An 18,130-nucleotide genomic window follows, 5' to 3' on the forward strand; every position below is an offset into this window, starting at 1 on the left:
GCCCTTGGCCCACACATACGTGCCGTCGCACCGGCGCGTTCAGAGGAATTCCGGTTCAGTACCTGGTGATCGCCGTGCGCCCGCCCGTCGTGCCGATCGCGAGGTGCGGTGCGCGGCCCGGATCGGCCCAGCGCAGGATCCGGCGCATCGCGTCCTTCGGCACGGAGACGCATCCCGCCGTGGCGGCGCGCCCGTTGACGTGGAGGAGGATCCCGGCGCCCCGGCCGCGCACCGGCCGGCGGTAGTTGAAGTCCACGACGAGGGCGTGGGCGTACTGCGCGCGGTAGGAGATCAGGTGCTCGGCCTCGGCCGCGCGGCAGTCGGCGGCCCGGGGCTCGCTCCAGCGGTTGTAGGAGCGCGAGCCGCTGTCCTGGCACCACCAGGAGTTCTGGCGCACGGGACGGTGGGTGTACGCCGTTCCCCGTGGGGCCGCCTCGATGCCGAAGGCGTACGGCGGGCCGTACAGCCCGGTCGGAGTGGTGTTCGTGCCCTGCTTCCGGGTGGTCCCCTCGGTCAGGCCCTTCGCTCCGAAACGGGCCGGTGCGGTACCGGCCGCCACCCAGCGTCCGTCCTCGCGGTCCCACCAGGTGAGCGTGCCCGACGTCGATCCGGTCCCCGGCGCCACCGCGGTGTTCAGCCGGCTGCCGCCCCCGGTGTCCGCCATCCGGTCCGGCAGCGCCGACGACGGCAGGCCGCCGGCGGCGAGCGTGAGCAGGGACAGGGACACGAGGGCGGCGGCGGGGGCGACACCTGGGCGCATGGCTCAGACGGTGGACGGGGGCAGCGGCAACGGCAGTCCGGGCAGTCCGTCCAGGCTGCTCGCGATGTACTCCTTCTTGGTGAAGTACGCGTCGAGCGAGGTGTCGTCCTCCCGGGCGAACCGCTTGGCGTGCAGATCCCGTTCGCTCTCGTACGCCATGAAGGGCACCGCGTATCCGCAGGTGTCACGGATCAGTTCGGCCGTCACGACGACGACGGCACGCAGGCCGTGGGTGGTGTGGTCGATGCCGGGGAAGCGGGCGAGCAGCTCGGGGAAGCGCGGGTCGTCCCGGAAGACGGGCTCCCCCCGGCCGTGCACGCGCACGATGTTCGGCGGTCCCTGGAACGCGCACCACATCAGGGTGATGCGGCCGTTCTCCCGCAGATGGGCGATGGTCTCGGCGTTGGAGCCGGCGAAGTCGAGGTACGCCACGGTGAGCTCGTCGAGGACCGCGAAGGACCCCTTGAGCCCCTTGGGCGAGAGATTGACGGTGCCGTCGGCGGACAGGGGTGCGGTGGCGGTGAAGAAGACCGGCTGTTCCTCGATGAAGGTACGGAGGCGGCCGTCTATGCGCTCATAGGTCTTTCCCATGTCGGACCATTATGCGCGCAGCTCTTTCGACTGTCTGACGAAATGTCCGTGGCCGCCCCGGCCGGCGGGTGTACGGGGCGGCCACGGCGCCTGCTCGCTCACTTGGTGAGCGAGCAGGCGGCCAGGGAGTCGAGTCCGGCGGGGCGTTCGGCGGTGCGGCCGATGGCGGTGGCGATGCGGTTGATGGCGGCGACGCGTTTGTCCTCGAGGGGGCCGAGGATGGCGTTCTGGACGAAGTCGGGTCCGCCCTGGCCGACGGTGTCGGCGAGTCGCTGGTCGGCTTCGTCGATCTGNCGTTTGTCCTCGAGGGGGCCGAGGATGGCGTTCTGGACGAAGTCGGGTCCGCCCTGGCCGACGGTGTCGGCGAGTCGCTGGTCGGCTTCGTCGATCTGCCGGTCGAGGTCGCCGAGGTTGCGGGTGACCTCGGCCTGCGCGGAGGCGGGGACCGCGGGCAGTCGCGGGGCGACATCGGGGCAGGAGACCGTGCCGGCGCCGGTCTCTTCCGCCTGCCCGGGGTCTTCCCCGGCGTCCTGGCCCGCGCCCTGCCCGGCCTCGTCGGCGGGTGGCGCCGGGTCTTCCTCACCGCCGGTGTCCTGCTGGTCCGCGGCCCCGCCCTGCGCGGCGAGCGAGCAGGGCGCGAGTGCGTCGAGTCCGGCGGGGCGTTCGGCGGTGCGGCCGATGGCGGTGGCGATGCGGTTGATGGCGGCGACGCGTTTGTCCTCGAGGGGGCCGAGGATGGCGTTCTGGACGAAGTCGGGTCCGCCCTGGCCGACGGTGTCGGCGAGTCGCTGGTCGGCTTCGTCGATCTGCCGGTCGAGGTCGCCGAGGTTGCGGGTGACCTCGGCCTGCGCGGAGGCGGGGACCGCCGGCAGCAGCGGGGCGACGTCGGGACAGGAGATGGTGCCCGGTCCGGCCAGGGTCCGGGCGTCCGCCCCGGCACCGTCCCCCGGCGACTCACCGGCGAGGGCGGTGCCGGCGATCACCGCTCCGGTCAGCGCCAGCGCGGCGGTGCCGCCCATGAGGACGACGCGGCGCTTGTGGTACTTCGGAAGAGCCCTGGACATGCGGATGCCTCACTCGGATCGGGGTGGATGTCTCGGGTGTCCTGCGGGGGACCGACGCGGCGCCTGCGTCGGAGAGGGATACGGGAAAGCGGTTTCGCATGTTCAACCGCCATCGGGATCCGGCCACTCCTGGCCGAAAACCCGGTCACCGGAAAGGCGGATTGACGAATCATGCAGACTCCTGCATACTCATGCATATCAGCGAATGCACTGTGAGGAGAAACCCGTGACCGAGCGCGTCGTACTCGCCTACTCAGGCGGTCTGGACACCTCCGTCGCCATCGGCTGGATCGCCGAGGAGACGGGCGCCGAGGTCATCGCCGTGGCGGTCGACGTCGGCCAGGGCGGCGAGGACCTGGACGTCATCCGCAAGCGCGCCCTCGCCTGCGGCGCGGTCGAGGCGGAGGTCGCGGACGCCAAGGACGAGTTCGCCGACGAGTACTGCCTCCCGGCGATCAAGGCCAACGCCCTCTACATGGACCGCTATCCGCTGGTCTCCGCCCTCTCCCGGCCGACGATCGTCAAGCACCTCGTCGCCGCCGCGCAGAAGCACGGCGCCACCACCGTCGCCCACGGCTGCACCGGCAAGGGCAACGACCAGGTCCGCTTCGAGGCCGGCATCGTCGCCCTCGCGCCCGACCTCAAGTGCATCGCCCCGGTCCGCGACTACGCCATGACCCGTGACAAGGCCATCGCCTTCTGCGAGGCCAAGGGCCTGCCGATCGCGACCACCAAGAAGTCGCCGTACTCCATCGACCAGAACGTCTTCGGGCGCGCCGTCGAGACCGGCTTCCTCGAGGACATCTGGAACGCGCCGATCGAGGACGTCTACGAGTACACGCAGAACCCGGCCGTGGCGCGTGAGCCCGACGAGGTCGTCATCACCTTCAGGGAAGGCGTGCCGGTCGCCATCGACGGCAAGCCCGTCAGCGTCCTCCAGGCGATCCAGCAGCTCAACGAGCGCGCCGGCGCCCAGGGCATCGGCCGGATCGACATGGTCGAGGACCGCCTCGTCGGCATCAAGTCCCGCGAGGTCTACGAGGCGCCCGGCGCCATCGCCCTGATCACGGCCCACCAGGAACTGGAGAACGTCACCGTCGAGCGCGAACTGGCCCGCTACAAGCGCCAGGTCGAGCAGCGCTGGGGCGAACTGGTCTACGACGGCCAGTGGTTCTCCCCGCTCAAGCGCGCCCTGGACGGCTTCATCACCGAGGCCAGCCAGCACGTCAACGGCGACATCCGGATGACCCTGCACGGCGGCCGGGCCGTCGTGACCGGCCGGCGCTCGGAGTCGTCGCTGTACGACTTCAACCTGGCCACCTACGACACGGGCGACAGCTTCGACCAGGCCGCGGCCAAGGGCTTCATCGACATCTACAGCCTGTCGTCGAAGATCGCGGCCAAGCGGGACCTCGCGTAGTCGCCCGCCTCTGACGACCCCTCACACGCAGTAGCCTGACAGCCGCCTCCTCACGCGACCGTGAGGAGGCGGCGGCACACCCGGAACCCCACGAGGAGCACGCAAGTGAGCAGCAACAGCGGTGACGTACGGCTCTGGGGCGGCCGTTTCGCCGACGGTCCCGCCGAGGCCCTGGCGAAGCTGTCCGCGTCCGTCCACTTCGACTGGCGGCTCGCGCCCTACGACATCGCCGGCTCCCGTGCCCACGCCCGGGTGCTGCACACGGCGGGGCTGCTCACCGAGGACGAGCTGACCCGGATGACCGCCGGACTCGACGCGCTCGAGGCGGACGTCGCCGACGGCTCCTTCACCGGGACCATCGCCGACGAGGACGTCCACACCGCACTGGAGCGCGGCCTGCTGGAGCGGCTCGGCCCCGACCTCGGCGGCAAGCTGCGGGCCGGCCGCTCCCGGAACGACCAGGTGGCCACCCTCTTCCGCATGTACCTGCGTGACCACGCCCGTGTCATCGGCGGTCTGATCGCCGATCTCCAGGACGCGCTGACCGGTCTCGCCGAGGCCCATCCGGACGTGGCCATGCCCGGCCGCACCCACCTCCAGCATGCCCAGCCGGTGCTCTTCGCCCACCACGTCCTCGCCCACGCTCAGGCGCTGTCCCGGGACGCGGAGCGGCTGCGCCAGTGGGACGAGCGCACGGCGGTGTCGCCGTACGGGTCCGGTGCGCTCGCGGGCAGCAGCCTCGGCCTGGACCCGGAGGCGGTCGCCAGGGACCTCGGCTTCGAGCACGGCAGCGCGGCCAACTCGATCGACGGCACCGCATCCCGTGACTTCGCCGCCGAGTTCGCCTTCATCACCGCGATGATCGGCGTGAACCTCTCCCGGATCGCCGAGGAGGTCATCATCTGGAACACGAAGGAGTTCTCCTTCGTCACCCTGCACGACGCCTTCTCCACCGGCTCGTCGATCATGCCGCAGAAGAAGAACCCGGACATCGCGGAGCTGGCGCGCGGCAAGTCGGGACGCCTGATCGGCAACCTGACCGGTCTGATGGCCACCCTCAAGGCCCTCCCGCTCGCCTACAACCGCGACCTGCAGGAGGACAAGGAGCCGGTCTTCGACTCCATCGACCAGCTGGAGGTCCTGCTCCCCGCCTTCACCGGCATGATGGCCACCCTCACGGTGCACCGCGAGCGCATGGAGGAACTGGCCCCGGCCGGGTTCTCCCTGGCCACCGACATCGCCGAGTGGCTGGTGAAGCAGGGCGTGCCGTTCCGTGTCGCGCACGAGGTCGCCGGCGAGTGCGTCAAGACCGCCGAGTCCGAGGGCAAGGAGCTGGACGAGCTGACCGACGACCAGTTCGCGAAGATCTCCCCGCACCTCACCCCGGACGTCCGCTCGGTCCTGAACGTCCCGGGTGCCCTGGCCTCCCGCGACGGCCGGGGCGGCACGGCACCGAGCGCCGTCGCGGTCCAGCTTGCGGAGGTCAAGGCGGACGTGGCGGCCCAGCACGAGTGGGCGAAGGCCAGGAAGCAGTAGGGCGACATCCCCGGGGGCGCGGGGCCGTGTCCGTGTACGGCTCCGCCACGTGGGCGCGAAGCAGCACGACGCACCCGCGCCCGCCGGTGCACAGCAAGTACCGGGCTCTTCGGCGCCCCGGTTCCCCGAGCGGAGCGATACCGCGGGTTACGTTGGTCGGAACGCCGAAACCGGACCGACCGACGGAGCCCGCGATGCCCTTCGCCCGACTGGCGACAGCGACCACCCCCACCTGCCACATCGGCCTCGGCCTCGCGGCGATCGGCCGCCCCGGCTACATCAACCTCGGCCGGGACCGCGACCTCGGGGACGACCGGGGCGTCGAGACGCTGCGCACCCGCACCCACGAACTCCTCGACGCCGCCTACGCCCAGGGCGTGCGCTATTTCGACGCCGCCCGCTCCTACGGCCGCTCCGAGGAGTTCCTCGCCGAATGGCTGCGAAAGACCGACGCCGCCGATGTCGTCATCGGCAGCAAATGGGGTTACACCTACACCGCCGACTGGTCCACCGACGCCGAACGGCACGAGGTCAAGGACCACTCGCTCGCCGCCTACGAGCGTCAGCGCGCCGAGACCGACGCGCTGCTCGGCGACCGGCTCGACCTCTACCAGATCCACTCGGTGACCCCGGACAGCCCCGCTCTCTCCGACCGGGAACTGCACGCCCGGCTCGCCGAGGCCGCCGCCCGGGGTCTCACCGTCGGCTTCTCCACCAGCGGCCCGGACCAGGCGGACGCCATCCGCGCCGCCCTCGCCGTCACGGTCGACGGCGAGGGCCTCTTCCGTACCGTGCAGTCCACCTACAACGCCCTGGAGACCTCCGCCGGGCCCGCGCTCGCCGAGGCTCATGACGCGGGACTCACGGTGATCGTCAAGGAGGGCATGGCCAACGGCCGGCTGGCCGCGCCGGACGCGCCCGAGCCGCTGCGTGCCGTGGCCGACGAGACCGGTCTGGGTCCCGACGCCGTCGCCCTCGCGGTCGTCCTGCGCCACCCGTGGGCCGGCGTCGTCCTCTCCGGCGCGGCGACCACCATCCAGCTCGCCTCCAATCTGCACGCCGCCGCCGTCGACCTCACCGACGACCAGCTGTCCCGCCTCGCCGCCCTGGCCGAGGAGCCCCGGGCCTACTGGGAGCGGCGCGGACAGCTTCCCTGGCGCTGAGCGACCCAAGCGACCCCACTGCCGACACCCTGTCGGTATGAGACGCGTACGCCCCCTGTGAGACATGCGTGTCTCGCATGCGGTACCGTCGTCTCATGGCTGTCGATCGTGACCAGGTGCTGCGCAGTGCCGCCGCCCTGCTGACCCGTAGATCCACCGCGACCATGGACGAGGTCGCCAGGGCCGCCGGGATCAGCCGCGCCACCCTGCACCGGCAGTTCGCCGGGCGGGACGCACTGGTGCGGGCGCTGGAGGCACTCGGTATCGCGGAGTGCGAGGCCGCCCTGGAGGCGGCCCGGCCCGGCGAAGGGCCAGCCATCGAGGCCGTACGCCGCCTGGTCACCCACATCGAACCGCACGCCGGTCTGATCGCTTTCCTCTACTCCGAGAACCAGCTGTTCGAGGGCGAGGAACAGAACGAGGGCTGGGCCCGGATCGACGAGAGCATCGCCGGGTTGTTCCGGCGCGGCCAGGCGAGCGGCGAGTTCCGCATCGACCTCACCCCGGCCTGGCTCACCGAGGCGCTCTACGGACTGATCGCCTCCGCCGCCTGGGCGGTGGCCGAGGGCCGGGTGGCCCCCAAGGACTTCACCCACATGATCGTCGAGCTCCTGCTCGGCGGCGTACGCCGCACCGGCGACCGCATACAGAGGAACGTGTCATGACCAGCGCCGCCCTACGGCCGGAACCCACGACCGAGGAGGGGAAGCGTCCCGGGCGGTGGCTCGCGCTCTCCGTCCTGGTGCTCGCCGTGCTGCTGGTGGCCGTCGACGCGACCGTCCTCGGCCTGGCCACCCCCTACATCAGCGAGGATCTCGCCCCCACCGGCAGCCAGCTGCTGTGGATCGGCGACGTCTACTCGTTCGTCATCGCCGGCCTGCTGGTCTCCATGGGCAGCCTCGGCGACCGCATCGGCCGCAAGCGGATTCTGCTCTGCGGTGCCGCCGCGTTCGGCGCGATATCCGTGCTCAACGCCTACGCGCACACACCCGAGCTGATGATCCTCGCCCGGGCGCTCCTCGGTGTCGCCGGAGCCACCCTGATGCCGGCCACCCTGGCCCTGATCCGCAACCTCTTCCACGACCCGCGCGAACGCAGCCTGGCCATCGGCATCTGGGGCGCGACCGCCTCCGCGGGCACCGCCGTCGGGCCGGTCCTGGGCGGACTCCTGCTCGAACACTTCTGGTGGGGCTCGGTCTTCCTGATCAACCTGCCCGTGATGGCCGTGCTGGTGGTCGTCGGCGCCAAACTGCTCCCCGAGTCGCGCACCGCGCACCCCGGGCCGTGGGACATGAGCAGTGTGGTCCTGTCACTGGCCGGCATGATCGGTGTCGTCTACGCGGTGAAGGAGACCGCGAGCCACGGCTTCACCTGGCCCGCCCTGGCCGCCGGACTGGTGGGCGCCGCCGCCCTGTACGGCTTCGTACGCCGGCAACTCCTCCTCCCGGCACCGCTGCTGGACATGCGGCTGTTCCGGCACCGCGGATTCAGCGGTGCGGTACTGGCCGACCTGCTGACCATCCTCGGACTCTCCGGGCTGGTGTTCTTCCTGTCGCAGTACCTGCAACTCGTCCAGGGCCGACGGCCGTTCGAGGCGGGCCTTGCCGAACTCCCCGCCGCGATCGGGGCGGTGGCGGCGGGACTGGTCGCGGGCCGCGCCGCCCGGCGCTTCTCCGTGCGCTCGGTCGTCGCCGGCGGACTGGCCGCCATCGGTCTCTCCCTCGCCGCGCTCACGGTGATCGGCCAGTCCACCGGATATCCGCTGCTCGGTGCGGCCCTGCTGTTCGTCGGCCTGGGCGCCGGCTTCTCCTTCACGGTGACCGCCGACGTGATCCTCTCCAGCGTGCCCAAGGAACAGGCGGGCGCCGCGTCGGCCGTCTCCGAGACGGCGTACGAACTCGGCGCCGCCCTCGGTATCGCCGTGCTCGGCTCCATCGTGACGGGCGTCTACCGCGACTTCACCGGCCCGGCGGGCACCCCGGCGGAGGCCCGCGAGTCCCTGGGCGGCGCGGTGGAGGCGGCCTCCCACCTGCCCGCCACCCTCGCCGACCCCATGCTGGAAGCGGCCCGCCAGTCCTTCGTGGACGGCCTCACCCTGGCAGCAGGCACAGGAGCGACGGTCCTCCTGGCAGCGTCAGCAGCCGCATGGTTCATCCTCCGCGACCAACACCTGGCCGACACCTGAAACCAGCCCCCACGCACCCGCACCGAAGATCCGGACGTCTGCCCCCTCGGGCCCCTGGGGGCGCGGGGAACGGCGCGATCAGCCCCCACGCACTCGCACTGCAAGTCCGGACGTCTGCCCCCTCGGGCCCCTGGGGGCGCGGGGAACGGCGCGATCAACCCCCGCGCACCCGCACTGCAAGTCCGGACGTCTGCCCCCTCGGGCCCCTGGGGGCGCGGGGAACGGCGCGATCAACCCCCGCGCCAACCCCAACCGCACAAGCACAGCGCAGCGCTACGCCGCTTTCGCCTTGCTCGCGTACATGTCCACATACTCCTGCCCCGACAGCCGCATCACCTCGGCCATCACCGAGTCGGTGACCGCCCGCAGGACATAGCGGTCGCGGTCCATCCCCTCGTAGCGGGAGAACTCCATCGCCGCACCGAAGCGGACCGTGACCTTGCCAGGCCGTGGCACCCCCGCGCCACCGGGCTGGAGCTTGTCCGTGCCGATCATGGCGAACGGCACCACCGGCGCACCGGTCATCAGGGTGAGCCGGGCGATACCGGTACGCCCCCGGTACAGCCGGCCGTCGGGGGAGCGGGTGCCCTCGGGGTAGATGCCGAACATCCGGCCCTCCTCCAGCACCCGGCGCCCGGTCATCAGCGCCGCCACCCCGCCCCGGCCCCCGTCGCGGTCGACCGGGACCATGCCCACGCCCGTGAAGAACCACGCCATCAGGCGGCCCTTGAGTCCCTTGCCGGTGACGTACTCGTCCTTGCCGATGAAGACGACCTGACGGTCGCAGACGAGCGGCAGGATCATCGAGTCGATGAACGTCAGATGATTGCCGGCCAGGATCACGGGACCGTCGCCCGGGATGTTCTCCGCGCCCTCCACCTGTGGGCGGAACATCAGGCGCATGGTCGGACCGAGCACTGCCTTGATGAGCGCGAAGCGGGACAACGGGCCCTCCGGTGGGAAGCGGACGTGGGTGAATGCCGTATGAGTCTGTGCAGGTGAGGACATTACTCGCGGCTCAGGGGGTTACGCACATCGGGCTCGTGCGAGTTCACCGAGGTCTTACACACTCTTGACCCGGGTTCATCTGCGGCGCCCGCCCGTGACGCGGGGAAACTAGGCCGTCACGCTGTGACGGAAGTCGCCCGGTCCGGCGTACCCGGTGGGTGCCCCGGCCCGCGGTGCGCTATCGGACGAGCCATCACATCCCCACCGGAATACGACAGACGTACGTCATCCGTATGAGGGGCGTACGTCATCCAACCTCACCCGTGTGTTCGGCCCGGGGTCTCCCGTCCGTCATCGGCACGCACCTACGATCGGCCCGCACCGGACGAGCCGACATCAGGAGGCGCTCATGGCAACGCGGGAGTCGAACGGACAGGCGGGCGGGACCGGACGGCGGGCCCTCCTCGGCGCGGCCGTGGTCGGCGCCTCCGGATCGGTCCTGGCGCTGGGCGGCACGGCGAGAGCCGCCGGCACCCGGCCCGGCGGCGGACGGGGGCTGAGGAGCCTGCCCGTGCCGACGGTCATCGGGCACCGCGGGGCCAGCGGCTACCGGCCCGAGCACACCCTGGGCGCCTATCAGCTCGCCCTCGACATGGGCGCGGACGTCGTCGAGGCCGGCGATCTCGTCCCCACCAGGGACGGCCACCTCGTCTGCCGGCACGAGCCGGAGATCGGCGGCACCACGGACGTCGCCGACCACCCGGAGTTCGCCGGCCGGCGCACCACCAAGACACTGGACGGCGCCGCCGTGACCGGCTGGTTCACCGAGGATTTCACCCTCGCCGAGCTGAAACGGCTGCGCGCCGTCGAGCGCATCCCCGCCAACCGGCCGCACAACACCCTCTACGACGGCCGCTGGGAGATCCCCACCTTCGACGAGGTGCTGCGCTGGCAGGACGAGCAGACCCGCAAGCGCGGCAAGCAGGTCTGGATCTACCCCGAGACCAAGCACCCCACCTACTTCCGTGGCCTCGGCCTCGGTCTGGAGGAACGGGTCGCGAGGGTGCTGCGCAGGCACGGAAAGCACCGCCGGAACTCGCCGGTCATCCTCCAGTCGTTCGAGCCGACCGGCGTCCAGCGGCTCAGCGGGCTCGTCGACAACCCGCTCGTGGTGCTCCTGTCCGGCGCGGACAGCCGCCCCTGGGACTTCGTCGAGTCCGGCGATCCGCGCACCGTCGCCGACCTCGTCACCCCCCGGGGCCTGAAGGAGATCGCCTCCTACGCCCAGGGCATCGGTCCCACCCTCGACCTGGTCATCCCGCGTGACGCGGACGGCAGGCTCACCCGGCCGACCACCCTGGTCCGCGACGCCCACCGGGCCGGCCTGATCCTGCACCCCTACACCATGCGCAACGAGAACCCCTTCCTGCCCGCCGACTTCCGCCGGGGCACCGACCCCGACGCCTACGGAGACGTCTTCGGCGCCTACCGGACGTACTTCGCCACCGGCATCGACGGCGTCTTCACCGACAACCCGGACACCGGACTGCTGGCCCGCGAGGACTTCGTCAACGGCTGACCCCGCTCCGCCCCGATAGGGGTGAGTCCGCGCCGCTCCGGGCAACCCTGTCCGGAGCGGCCGAGTCGTTGTGCGTATGACATCCGAACCGGTCCCGGCGTCCGAGCTGGTCGTCTCCCTCCGTCCGCTGCTCGGTGCGGAGGCCGCCGCCGAGGCGCCCGGCTGCGGGGCCGAACCGGACGATCTCGAACAGGCGGTCTGGCTGCGCCTGCTGGAGCGCCTCGAAGCGGGAGGCCCGCCGCCCGACCCGCCGGACTGGCTGCGCCGCGCCGTCCGCGCGGAGGCCCGCCGCACCCGCCGCAGGGCCCGCAGGGAAACGGCGCTGACCGCCGAACCCGCCGACACCGGCCACCACGGTCCCGAACACCTCGTGCTCACCGCCGCTCGCCGCCGTGCCCTGCGGGACGCCGTCCGTCGGTTGCCCGGCCGCTGTCCCCGGCTGATCGAAGCCCTGCTGGCGCCGGGCGATCCGACATACCGGGAGATCGCGGGGGAGTTGGGTATCTCACAGGGCAGTGTCGGACCGGAACGTTCCAGATGCCTGGGATGTCTGCGGCGATTGCTCACACCGGAGGTTGCGGCACGCTGAGGACGGGGATAGGAGTGAGGGACGACAGATGATCAGGTGAGCGGGAGGCATGCACACATGGGCATGAGCGTGACCATCTCTGCGGCGGCCGGGCAGGACGCGGAGCAGATCTTCAGGCTGCAGTACCTGTGCTTCCAGGGCGAAGCGGCGCTCTACGGCAACTACCGCATCGACCCCCTGGTCCAGACCCTCGACTCGGTGCGCGAGGAGGTCGCCGCCGACTGCGTCTTCGTGGCCCGCCTCGGCGACGAGATCGTCGGCTCGGTACGCGGCAGGATCACCGAGGACGGCGCGGCCGCGATCGGAAAGCTCTGTGTCCACCCCCGGCTGCAGGGGCACGGCATCGGTGCCCGTCTGCTCAGGGCGGCGGAGGCCGCCCTCGCCGGCGAGCGCGGGGCCAGGACGTTCCGGCTGCACGCCGGGCACCGCAGCGAGAGCAATCTGCGGCTGTACAGCAAGGTCGGCTACCAGCGGGTGGGCACCTCGCAGGGCGCGGACGGCGTACCGATGATCGTCCTGGAGAAGAACGCGGAGGCCTACGCGACGACGGCCTGATCAGGCCCCGGCCCGCCGGGTCCGCGCCGTGCGCAGCCAGTACAGGGCGGTCAGGGGCAGCAGTACGGGAATGAACAGGTACCCCATCCCGTACTCCGACCACACGGTCGCGTCGGAGAAGGCGGACGGCTCCACCAGTGTCCAGGTGCCGACCGTCAGGACGCCCACGAGCTCGGCGGCGCAGCACACCAGCGCCGCCCTGCGGGCCGTCTCCCCGCCGCGCACCAGGGTGTACGTGATGAATCCGTAGACCAGCCCGGCCAGCGCGGACAGCGTGTACGCGAGCGGGGCCCGGTCGAATTCGGTGGCGATCTGGTACGCCGAGCGCGACACCGCGCCGACGACCATCACGCCGTACAGCCACACCAGCAGCAGTCCGGGCCCGCCGACCAGCCGGGTCCGGGGCTGCTCCTGCCGCGTCTCCGCCATGTCAGCCCCTCCAGATGTCGAAGAGCCGGACCTCGAGCACCGCCAGTACGATCCCGCTCGCGGCGACCGTCAGCGAACCCCAGCGGGTGCGCTCGCCCAGCGACAGGAAACCGGCCGCCGGGACGCAGGCGAACGAGCCGAGCAGATACGCCACGAAGATCGTCGTGCCCTGCTCCGGCTTCTCGCCCCGGGCCAGTTGCACGACGCCGACGACCAGCTGGACCAGCGCCAGCAGTGTGACCACGGCCATCCCGATGAAGTGCCAGTCCTTCGTCGGCTGGTCACGGTAGGCGGCCCACCCGCACCAGGCGGCGAGCAGCAGCGCGGCGACACCGGTCACCAGCGTCAGGACGTCAAGCATGGCAGCGACTTTATTACGCCCCGGAACCCCCGCCGCCCCCGCCCCCGCCCTGCTCGGGCGGGGGCGCCCTGCCCATGCCCCGGCCGGCGGTGCCGGTTTCCGCCCCGGGAGGGCGCGCCCCGTGGGATCAGTGCCCCGCGGCGTTGGTGCGGGCCGCCCGCGAGCCTCCCGGGGGCCGGCGCCCACGCCCCCGCCACGCCTCCTGGAACCCGTCCCCCGGCACACGGGAGCCGCCGGATGCGCCGCGCGCCCCGGGGGAGCGGTCGCGGGCAGGGTGGTGGCGAGCCGGTGACGGGCTCCACGCATCGAGCGGCCGGCTCGTGCCGCCGCGTGGGCCGACGCCGGGTGCGCGCCGCGGATCGCTGTCGCTGCCCGGATCCGGTCCGGTGACGACCGTCGGGGTGCGGCCGGACCCGTAAGGTCGATGGCATGACCATTCATGCGCAGGCCCTGCTGTTCGACAACGACGGAACCCTGGTCTCCTCCCTGCTGTCCGTGCGGCGCTGCTGGACGCGGTGGGCCGGGGAGTACGGCATCACGGCCGAGCGGTTCGGGCGGATCGAGCTGCACGGCCGCCCGGCCGCCGAGATAGCCGCCGACCTGCTGCCCGCCCACGTGGTGCCGGAGGCCGTCGCGCGGATCGAGGACCTGGAGGTGGAGGATGTACCGGACGGCGGTGTGCATCTGCTGCCCGGCACCGAGGCCTTCCTCGGTGCGCTGCCGGCCGAACGCTGGGCCGTGGTCACCTCCGCCACCCGGCGGCTGGCGGAAGCCCGCCTCGGTGCCGTGGGCATCCGGCCCAAGACCCTCGTCGCCGCCGACGACATCACCCGGGGCAAGCCCGACCCCGAGCCCTACCTGCTCGCCGCCCGCATGCTCGGTGCCGACCCCGCCCACTGCGTCGTGTTCGAGGACGCCCCGGCGGGACTCCAGGCCGGCCGTGCCGCCGGTATGCGGACCGTGGCCTTGGCCACAACCCACCGGGCCCGCGAACTGACCGCCGATCTGGTCGTCGAGGACCTCTCGGCCCTGTCCGCGCTGGTCACCGGCGGGGGAGTGGAGATCTCCGTACGCCCCTGACGTGCGCGCATGCCTGTCCGCGGCTGTCCACTATACGGACGGGCGCGTCCGGTCAGGAGTGAACCTCTGCTTTACTGGCCGCATGACCACGACGAGCGACCGCATTCCTGCGACCGAGGCGACCATGCCGCCCGGTGCTCGTTGTATGTGTCAGTGCCGAATGCGCGCCTTCTAGAGGGCCCCCGCACCATCTGAGCCTCGCGCCCCGAAGCGAGAGCCGGCCCAGGTCCGCACCCGTGTGCCCCGCACACGCGACTGAGCCACGCCCCCCGCGCACGCTTCCCCGCGGCCGCCTCACCGCGCCCGGGGAGATCTGTGCGCCCCGCTGCATCGCACCCTGATCGCCTCGTGCCCGGCGCCCCGACGCGACGCGCACTTCGACAGTGACGGATACCCACGTGATCACCACCTCCGGCCTGACCAAGGTCTACCGCTCGCGCGGTCGTGAGGTCACCGCCCTGGACGGCGTCGACCTGCACGTCCGTGAAGGCGAGGTCTACGGCGTCATCGGCCAGTCCGGCGCCGGCAAGTCCTCCCTCATCCGCTGCGTCAACCTGCTGGAACGCCCCACCGCCGGCACCGTGACGGTGGCCGGCCAGGACCTCACCGCCCTCGCCGGCCGCGGACCCCGCGCCGGCCGTGAGCTGCGGCAGGCCCGCAGCCGCATCGGCATGGTCTTCCAGCACTTCAACCTGCTGTCCACGCGCACCGTGCAGGACAACGTCGAACTGCCGCTGGAGATACTCGGACAGTCAGGGAAGGAACGTTCCCGCAAGGCGCTGGAACTGCTCGACCTGGTCGGCCTCGCCGACAAGGCGAAGGCCTACCCCGCCCAGCTCTCCGGCGGTCAGAAGCAGCGCGTGGGCATCGCCCGAGCCCTCGCCGGCGATCCCGGGGTGCTGCTCTCCGACGAGGCCACCAGCGCCCTCGACCCGGAGACCACCCGCTCGATCCTGCAGCTCCTGCGCGACCTGAACCGCCGGCTCGGCCTCACCGTCCTGCTCATCACCCACGAGATGGACGTCGTGAAGCAGGTCTGCGACTCGGCCGCCCTGATGGACCGGGGCCGCATCGTCGAGTCCGGCACGGTCAGCGACCTCCTGGGCACCCCCGGCTCGCAACTGGCCTCCGCGCTGTTCCCGGTCGGCGGCGAGTCCTCCGGTGACGACCGCACCGTCCTCGACGTCACCTTCCACGGCGACAGCGCGACCCAGCCGGTCATCTCCCAGCTCTCGCGTACCTACAACATCGACATATCGATCCTCGGTGCCGCCATCGACACCGTCGGCGGTCTCCAGGTGGGCCGGATGCGCATCGAACTGCCCGGCCGCTACGAGGACAACGTGGTGCCGATCGGCTTCCTGCGCGAACAGGGCCTGCAGATCGAGGTACTGGACCGGGCGCGGCCCGCCCTGGTGAAGGAGGCGGCCAAGTGACCTGGTCCCAGATGCAGCCCCTGCTCGAACAGGCGTGTATCGAAACGCTGGTCATGGTCGGCTGGTCCACTCTGATCGCGGTGGCCGGCGGCCTGCCGCTCGGTGTCCTGCTCGTCCTCACCGACCGGGGCGAACTGCTGCAGAACCGCGTGGTGAACAAGGTCATCGGGCAGACCGTGAACATCGGCCGCTCGATGCCGTTCATCATCCTCATGGTCGCCCTGACCAGCTTCACCCGCTGGGTCACCGGCACGTCCATCGGCAGTGAGGCCGCGATCGTACCGCTCGCCATCAGCGGCATCCCGTTCTTCGCCCGCCTCGTGGAGACGGCCGTCCGCGAAGTGGACCACGGGCTCGTCGAGGCCGTACAGGCCATGGGCGGCAACACCTGGACCATCGTCCGCAAGGTGCTCGTCCCGCAGGCGCTGCCCTCGCTGATCGCAGCCACCACCACCACGGTCATCGCCCTCATCGGCTACTCGGCCATGGCCGGCGCCGTGGGCGGCGGCGGTCTCGGCGACTTCGCCGTCCGCTACGGCTACCAGCGCTTCGACAGCGAACTGATGTGGATCACCGTCGCGATCCTCGCCGTGGTCATCTCGGTCATCCAGTTCACCGGCGACTACGCGGCCCGCGCGCTGCACCGCCGCGGCGCCCGCTCCGGCGCCGGACCGAAGCTGCGGCTGCTGAAGGCCGGGGAGCCCGCCCCGGCCGACGTCCGCAAGGCCGTCTGACCTCTCCGGACCCCCAGACCCCCGTACTCCCCGATACGGGTCGCACCACCCAAGGAAAGGCACTTTTCGTGCGTAACACCGCCAGGATCACCACCGCCGTCCTCGCCGCCGGAGCCCTCACCTTCGGGCTCACCGCCTGCGGCTCCGACAAGGACGCCGCCTCCGACACCTCCGGACCCCTGATCGTCGCCGCGAGCCCCGTGCCGCACGCCGAGATCCTGACCTTCGTCAAGGACAACCTCGCCGAGCAGGCCGGCCTCGACCTCGAGGTGAAGGAGTTCACCGACTACGTCACTCCGAACACGGCGACGGAGGACGGCTCGGTCGGCGCGAACTTCTTCCAGACCCAGCCCTACCTCGACGACTTCAACGAGAAGAACGGCACACACGTGGTGTCCGTCGTCGACGTGCACCTGGAGCCGCTCGGCCTCTACTCGAGCAAGGTCGGCAAGGCCGGCGAGCTGAAGAGCGGCGCGACCATCGCGATCCCCAACGACACCGTCAACGAGGGCCGTGCCCTGCAACTGCTCGCCGCCAACGGCCTGATCACCCTCAAGGACGGCGTCGGCACCGCGGCCACCCCCGCGGACATCACCGAGAACCCCAGGGACCTCGCGTTCAAGGAGCTGGAGGCGGCCCAGACGCCCCGCTCCCTCGAGGATGTCGACGCGGCGGTCGTCAACGGCAACTACGCCATCGAGGCCGACCTCAGGCCCGCCGAGGACGCCCTGGTCCTGGAAGCCGCCGAGAACAACCCGAACAACAACCTGCTCGCCGTCAAGGAGGGCCAGGAGGACGACCCGCGTGTGAAGAAGCTCGCTGAGCTGCTCACCTCCCCCGAGGTGAAGAAGTTCATCGAGGACAAGTACGCCGGTTCCGTGCTCGCCTCCTTCTGATCCGGAGCACCCGCGGCCCACAGGGGGCCCGCCCGCCGGGAAGCGGGCGGGCCCCCGTGGTGCGGTCCGGTGCTTTCATGCTGCATGCTGGGCAGTTCAGCAGCACCCGACGGTCTCTCAGATAACGGAGCGGCGCATGACGAGCACCTTCCCCGACATCTCCATCAGCACGGAGCGGTTGGTGCTGCGTCCCCTCGACACGGACGACGTGCCCGCCCTCACCGCGATGATGAACGACGAACAGGTCGCCGCCTGGACCGACACCCCCCAGCCCTTCACCGAGCGGGCCGCCCGCACCTGGATCACCGAGGACGCCCCCGCCGTACGCGCGGCGGGCAACGGGCTCGACCTCGCCGTCACCGAGTTCCTCACCCAGCGCCTGGTCGGCCTCATCCGGCTCACCAAGGCCAACTGGCACATCCGGTCCACCGAGCTGTCGTACATAGTCGCCCCCTGGGCACGTGGTGAGGGCTACGCCTCCGAGGCCGCTCTCGCCACCGCCCAGTGGCTCTTCGGCGACCAGAAGTTCGAACGCGTGGAACTGCGCACCGCCGCCGACAACACGGCCTCGCAGCAGGTGGCCCAGAAGATCGGCTGCATCAGCGAGGGTGTGCTGCGCGGAGCCTGCATAGCCCACGTCCGCACCGAGGACGGCGGCTGGAGCGACGTACGCACCGATTTCATCGTATGGAGCCTGCTGCCCGAGGACATCGAAGGTGCGGACGGACCACTGGCGGACACCGGCGGGTACCACACCTACGCGGACTGGAACTGACCTCCGGCGACCCGCTGCCAGGCCTCAGC

19 protein-coding genes are annotated in these 18,130 nt (G+C 71.3%); 13 read left to right on the forward strand and 6 right to left on the reverse strand.

Annotated elements, in window-relative coordinates:
* Positions 1-55 precede the first annotated feature (55 nt).
* From HTV45_RS13795 to HTV45_RS13805, 3 genes are all read right to left on the reverse strand, one after another.
* Positions 56-760 carry a L,D-transpeptidase gene (locus HTV45_RS13795; protein WP_215206029.1) on the reverse strand — a complete coding sequence of 235 codons (705 nt, stop codon included), beginning with the start codon at positions 758-760 and terminating at the stop codon, positions 56-58.
* Positions 761-763: 3 nt separating this feature from the next.
* Positions 764-1,351: a pyridoxamine 5'-phosphate oxidase family protein gene (locus HTV45_RS13800; RefSeq protein WP_215206030.1), complete on the reverse strand. Its 588-nt coding sequence runs from the start codon at positions 1,349-1,351 to the stop codon at positions 764-766.
* Positions 1,352-1,449: 98 nt separating this feature from the next.
* The gene (locus HTV45_RS13805) at positions 1,450-2,415 is read right to left on the reverse strand and encodes a hypothetical protein (RefSeq protein ID WP_215206031.1); all 966 of its coding nucleotides are present in this window, start codon (positions 2,413-2,415) and stop codon (positions 1,450-1,452) included.
* Between the two features lie 226 nt (positions 2,416-2,641).
* Here HTV45_RS13805 and HTV45_RS13810 point away from each other — a divergent pair, with 226 nt between their 5' ends.
* The 5 genes from HTV45_RS13810 (at position 2,642) to HTV45_RS13830 (ending at position 8,719) form a co-directional block, all read left to right on the forward strand.
* Complete coding sequence (locus HTV45_RS13810; RefSeq protein ID WP_215206032.1) at positions 2,642-3,835, forward strand: argininosuccinate synthase; 1,194 nt, start codon at positions 2,642-2,644, stop codon at positions 3,833-3,835.
* Positions 3,836-3,940: 105 nt separating this feature from the next.
* Complete coding sequence (gene argH / locus HTV45_RS13815; protein ID WP_215206033.1) at positions 3,941-5,371, forward strand: argininosuccinate lyase; 1,431 nt, start codon at positions 3,941-3,943, stop codon at positions 5,369-5,371.
* A gap of 194 nt (positions 5,372-5,565) precedes the next feature.
* Complete coding sequence (locus tag HTV45_RS13820) at positions 5,566-6,534, forward strand: aldo/keto reductase (protein WP_215206034.1); 969 nt, start codon at positions 5,566-5,568, stop codon at positions 6,532-6,534.
* A 95-nt stretch (positions 6,535-6,629) separates the two neighbouring features.
* Entirely contained in the window at positions 6,630-7,199 is a 570-nt protein-coding gene (locus HTV45_RS13825) for a TetR/AcrR family transcriptional regulator (RefSeq protein WP_251692030.1), read from the forward strand.
* Entirely contained in the window at positions 7,196-8,719 is a 1,524-nt protein-coding gene (locus HTV45_RS13830; protein ID WP_215206035.1) for an MFS transporter, read from the forward strand. The genes HTV45_RS13825 and HTV45_RS13830 overlap by 4 nt, the downstream gene beginning before the upstream one ends.
* A gap of 273 nt (positions 8,720-8,992) precedes the next feature.
* Here HTV45_RS13830 and HTV45_RS13835 read toward each other — a convergent pair whose 3' ends face one another.
* Complete coding sequence (locus HTV45_RS13835; RefSeq protein ID WP_215206036.1) at positions 8,993-9,664, reverse strand: 1-acyl-sn-glycerol-3-phosphate acyltransferase; 672 nt, start codon at positions 9,662-9,664, stop codon at positions 8,993-8,995.
* Between the two features lie 412 nt (positions 9,665-10,076).
* On the opposite strand from HTV45_RS13835, the gene HTV45_RS13840 reads away from it, so the two are divergent.
* The 3 genes from HTV45_RS13840 (at position 10,077) to HTV45_RS13850 (ending at position 12,390) form a co-directional block, all read left to right on the forward strand.
* On the forward strand, positions 10,077-11,246 hold the full coding sequence (locus tag HTV45_RS13840; RefSeq protein WP_215206037.1) for a glycerophosphodiester phosphodiesterase: 1,170 nt from the start codon (positions 10,077-10,079) through the stop codon (positions 11,244-11,246).
* Positions 11,247-11,322: 76 nt separating this feature from the next.
* Positions 11,323-11,835 carry a sigma-70 family RNA polymerase sigma factor gene (locus HTV45_RS13845; RefSeq protein ID WP_215206038.1) on the forward strand — a complete coding sequence of 171 codons (513 nt, stop codon included), beginning with the start codon at positions 11,323-11,325 and terminating at the stop codon, positions 11,833-11,835.
* Between the two features lie 57 nt (positions 11,836-11,892).
* Positions 11,893-12,390 carry a GNAT family N-acetyltransferase gene (locus tag HTV45_RS13850; RefSeq protein WP_215206039.1) on the forward strand — a complete coding sequence of 166 codons (498 nt, stop codon included), beginning with the start codon at positions 11,893-11,895 and terminating at the stop codon, positions 12,388-12,390.
* On the opposite strand, the gene HTV45_RS13855 is transcribed toward HTV45_RS13850, so the two are convergent.
* Together HTV45_RS13855 and HTV45_RS13860 are read right to left on the reverse strand one after the other, a co-directional pair.
* Entirely contained in the window at positions 12,391-12,819 is a 429-nt protein-coding gene (locus tag HTV45_RS13855) for a hypothetical protein (protein ID WP_215206040.1), read from the reverse strand.
* A 1-nt stretch (position 12,820) separates the two neighbouring features.
* Positions 12,821-13,180 (reverse strand): hypothetical protein, encoded by a 360-nt coding sequence (locus HTV45_RS13860; RefSeq protein WP_215206041.1) that lies wholly within the window; start codon positions 13,178-13,180, stop codon positions 12,821-12,823.
* Between the two features lie 429 nt (positions 13,181-13,609).
* Between HTV45_RS13860 and HTV45_RS13865 the strand changes: the two genes are divergently transcribed.
* The 5 genes from HTV45_RS13865 (at position 13,610) to HTV45_RS13885 (ending at position 18,101) form a co-directional block, all read left to right on the forward strand.
* Complete coding sequence (locus HTV45_RS13865) at positions 13,610-14,260, forward strand: HAD family hydrolase (protein ID WP_215206042.1); 651 nt, start codon at positions 13,610-13,612, stop codon at positions 14,258-14,260.
* A gap of 398 nt (positions 14,261-14,658) precedes the next feature.
* Complete coding sequence (locus HTV45_RS13870) at positions 14,659-15,696, forward strand: methionine ABC transporter ATP-binding protein (RefSeq protein ID WP_215206043.1); 1,038 nt, start codon at positions 14,659-14,661, stop codon at positions 15,694-15,696.
* The gene (locus HTV45_RS13875) at positions 15,693-16,430 is read left to right on the forward strand and encodes a methionine ABC transporter permease (protein ID WP_215206044.1); all 738 of its coding nucleotides are present in this window, start codon (positions 15,693-15,695) and stop codon (positions 16,428-16,430) included. Before HTV45_RS13870 ends, HTV45_RS13875 begins: the two co-directional genes overlap by 4 nt.
* Positions 16,431-16,498: 68 nt before the next feature.
* Complete coding sequence (locus HTV45_RS13880; RefSeq protein WP_215206045.1) at positions 16,499-17,326, forward strand: MetQ/NlpA family ABC transporter substrate-binding protein; 828 nt, start codon at positions 16,499-16,501, stop codon at positions 17,324-17,326.
* 136 nt (positions 17,327-17,462) lie between these two features.
* The gene (locus HTV45_RS13885) at positions 17,463-18,101 is read left to right on the forward strand and encodes a GNAT family N-acetyltransferase (RefSeq protein ID WP_215206046.1); all 639 of its coding nucleotides are present in this window, start codon (positions 17,463-17,465) and stop codon (positions 18,099-18,101) included.
* Positions 18,102-18,130: the final 29 nt, after the last annotated feature.

It is taken from the genome of Streptomyces sp. CHD11 (assembly GCF_018638295.1).
GTDB lineage: Bacteria > Actinomycetota > Actinomycetes > Streptomycetales > Streptomycetaceae > Streptomyces.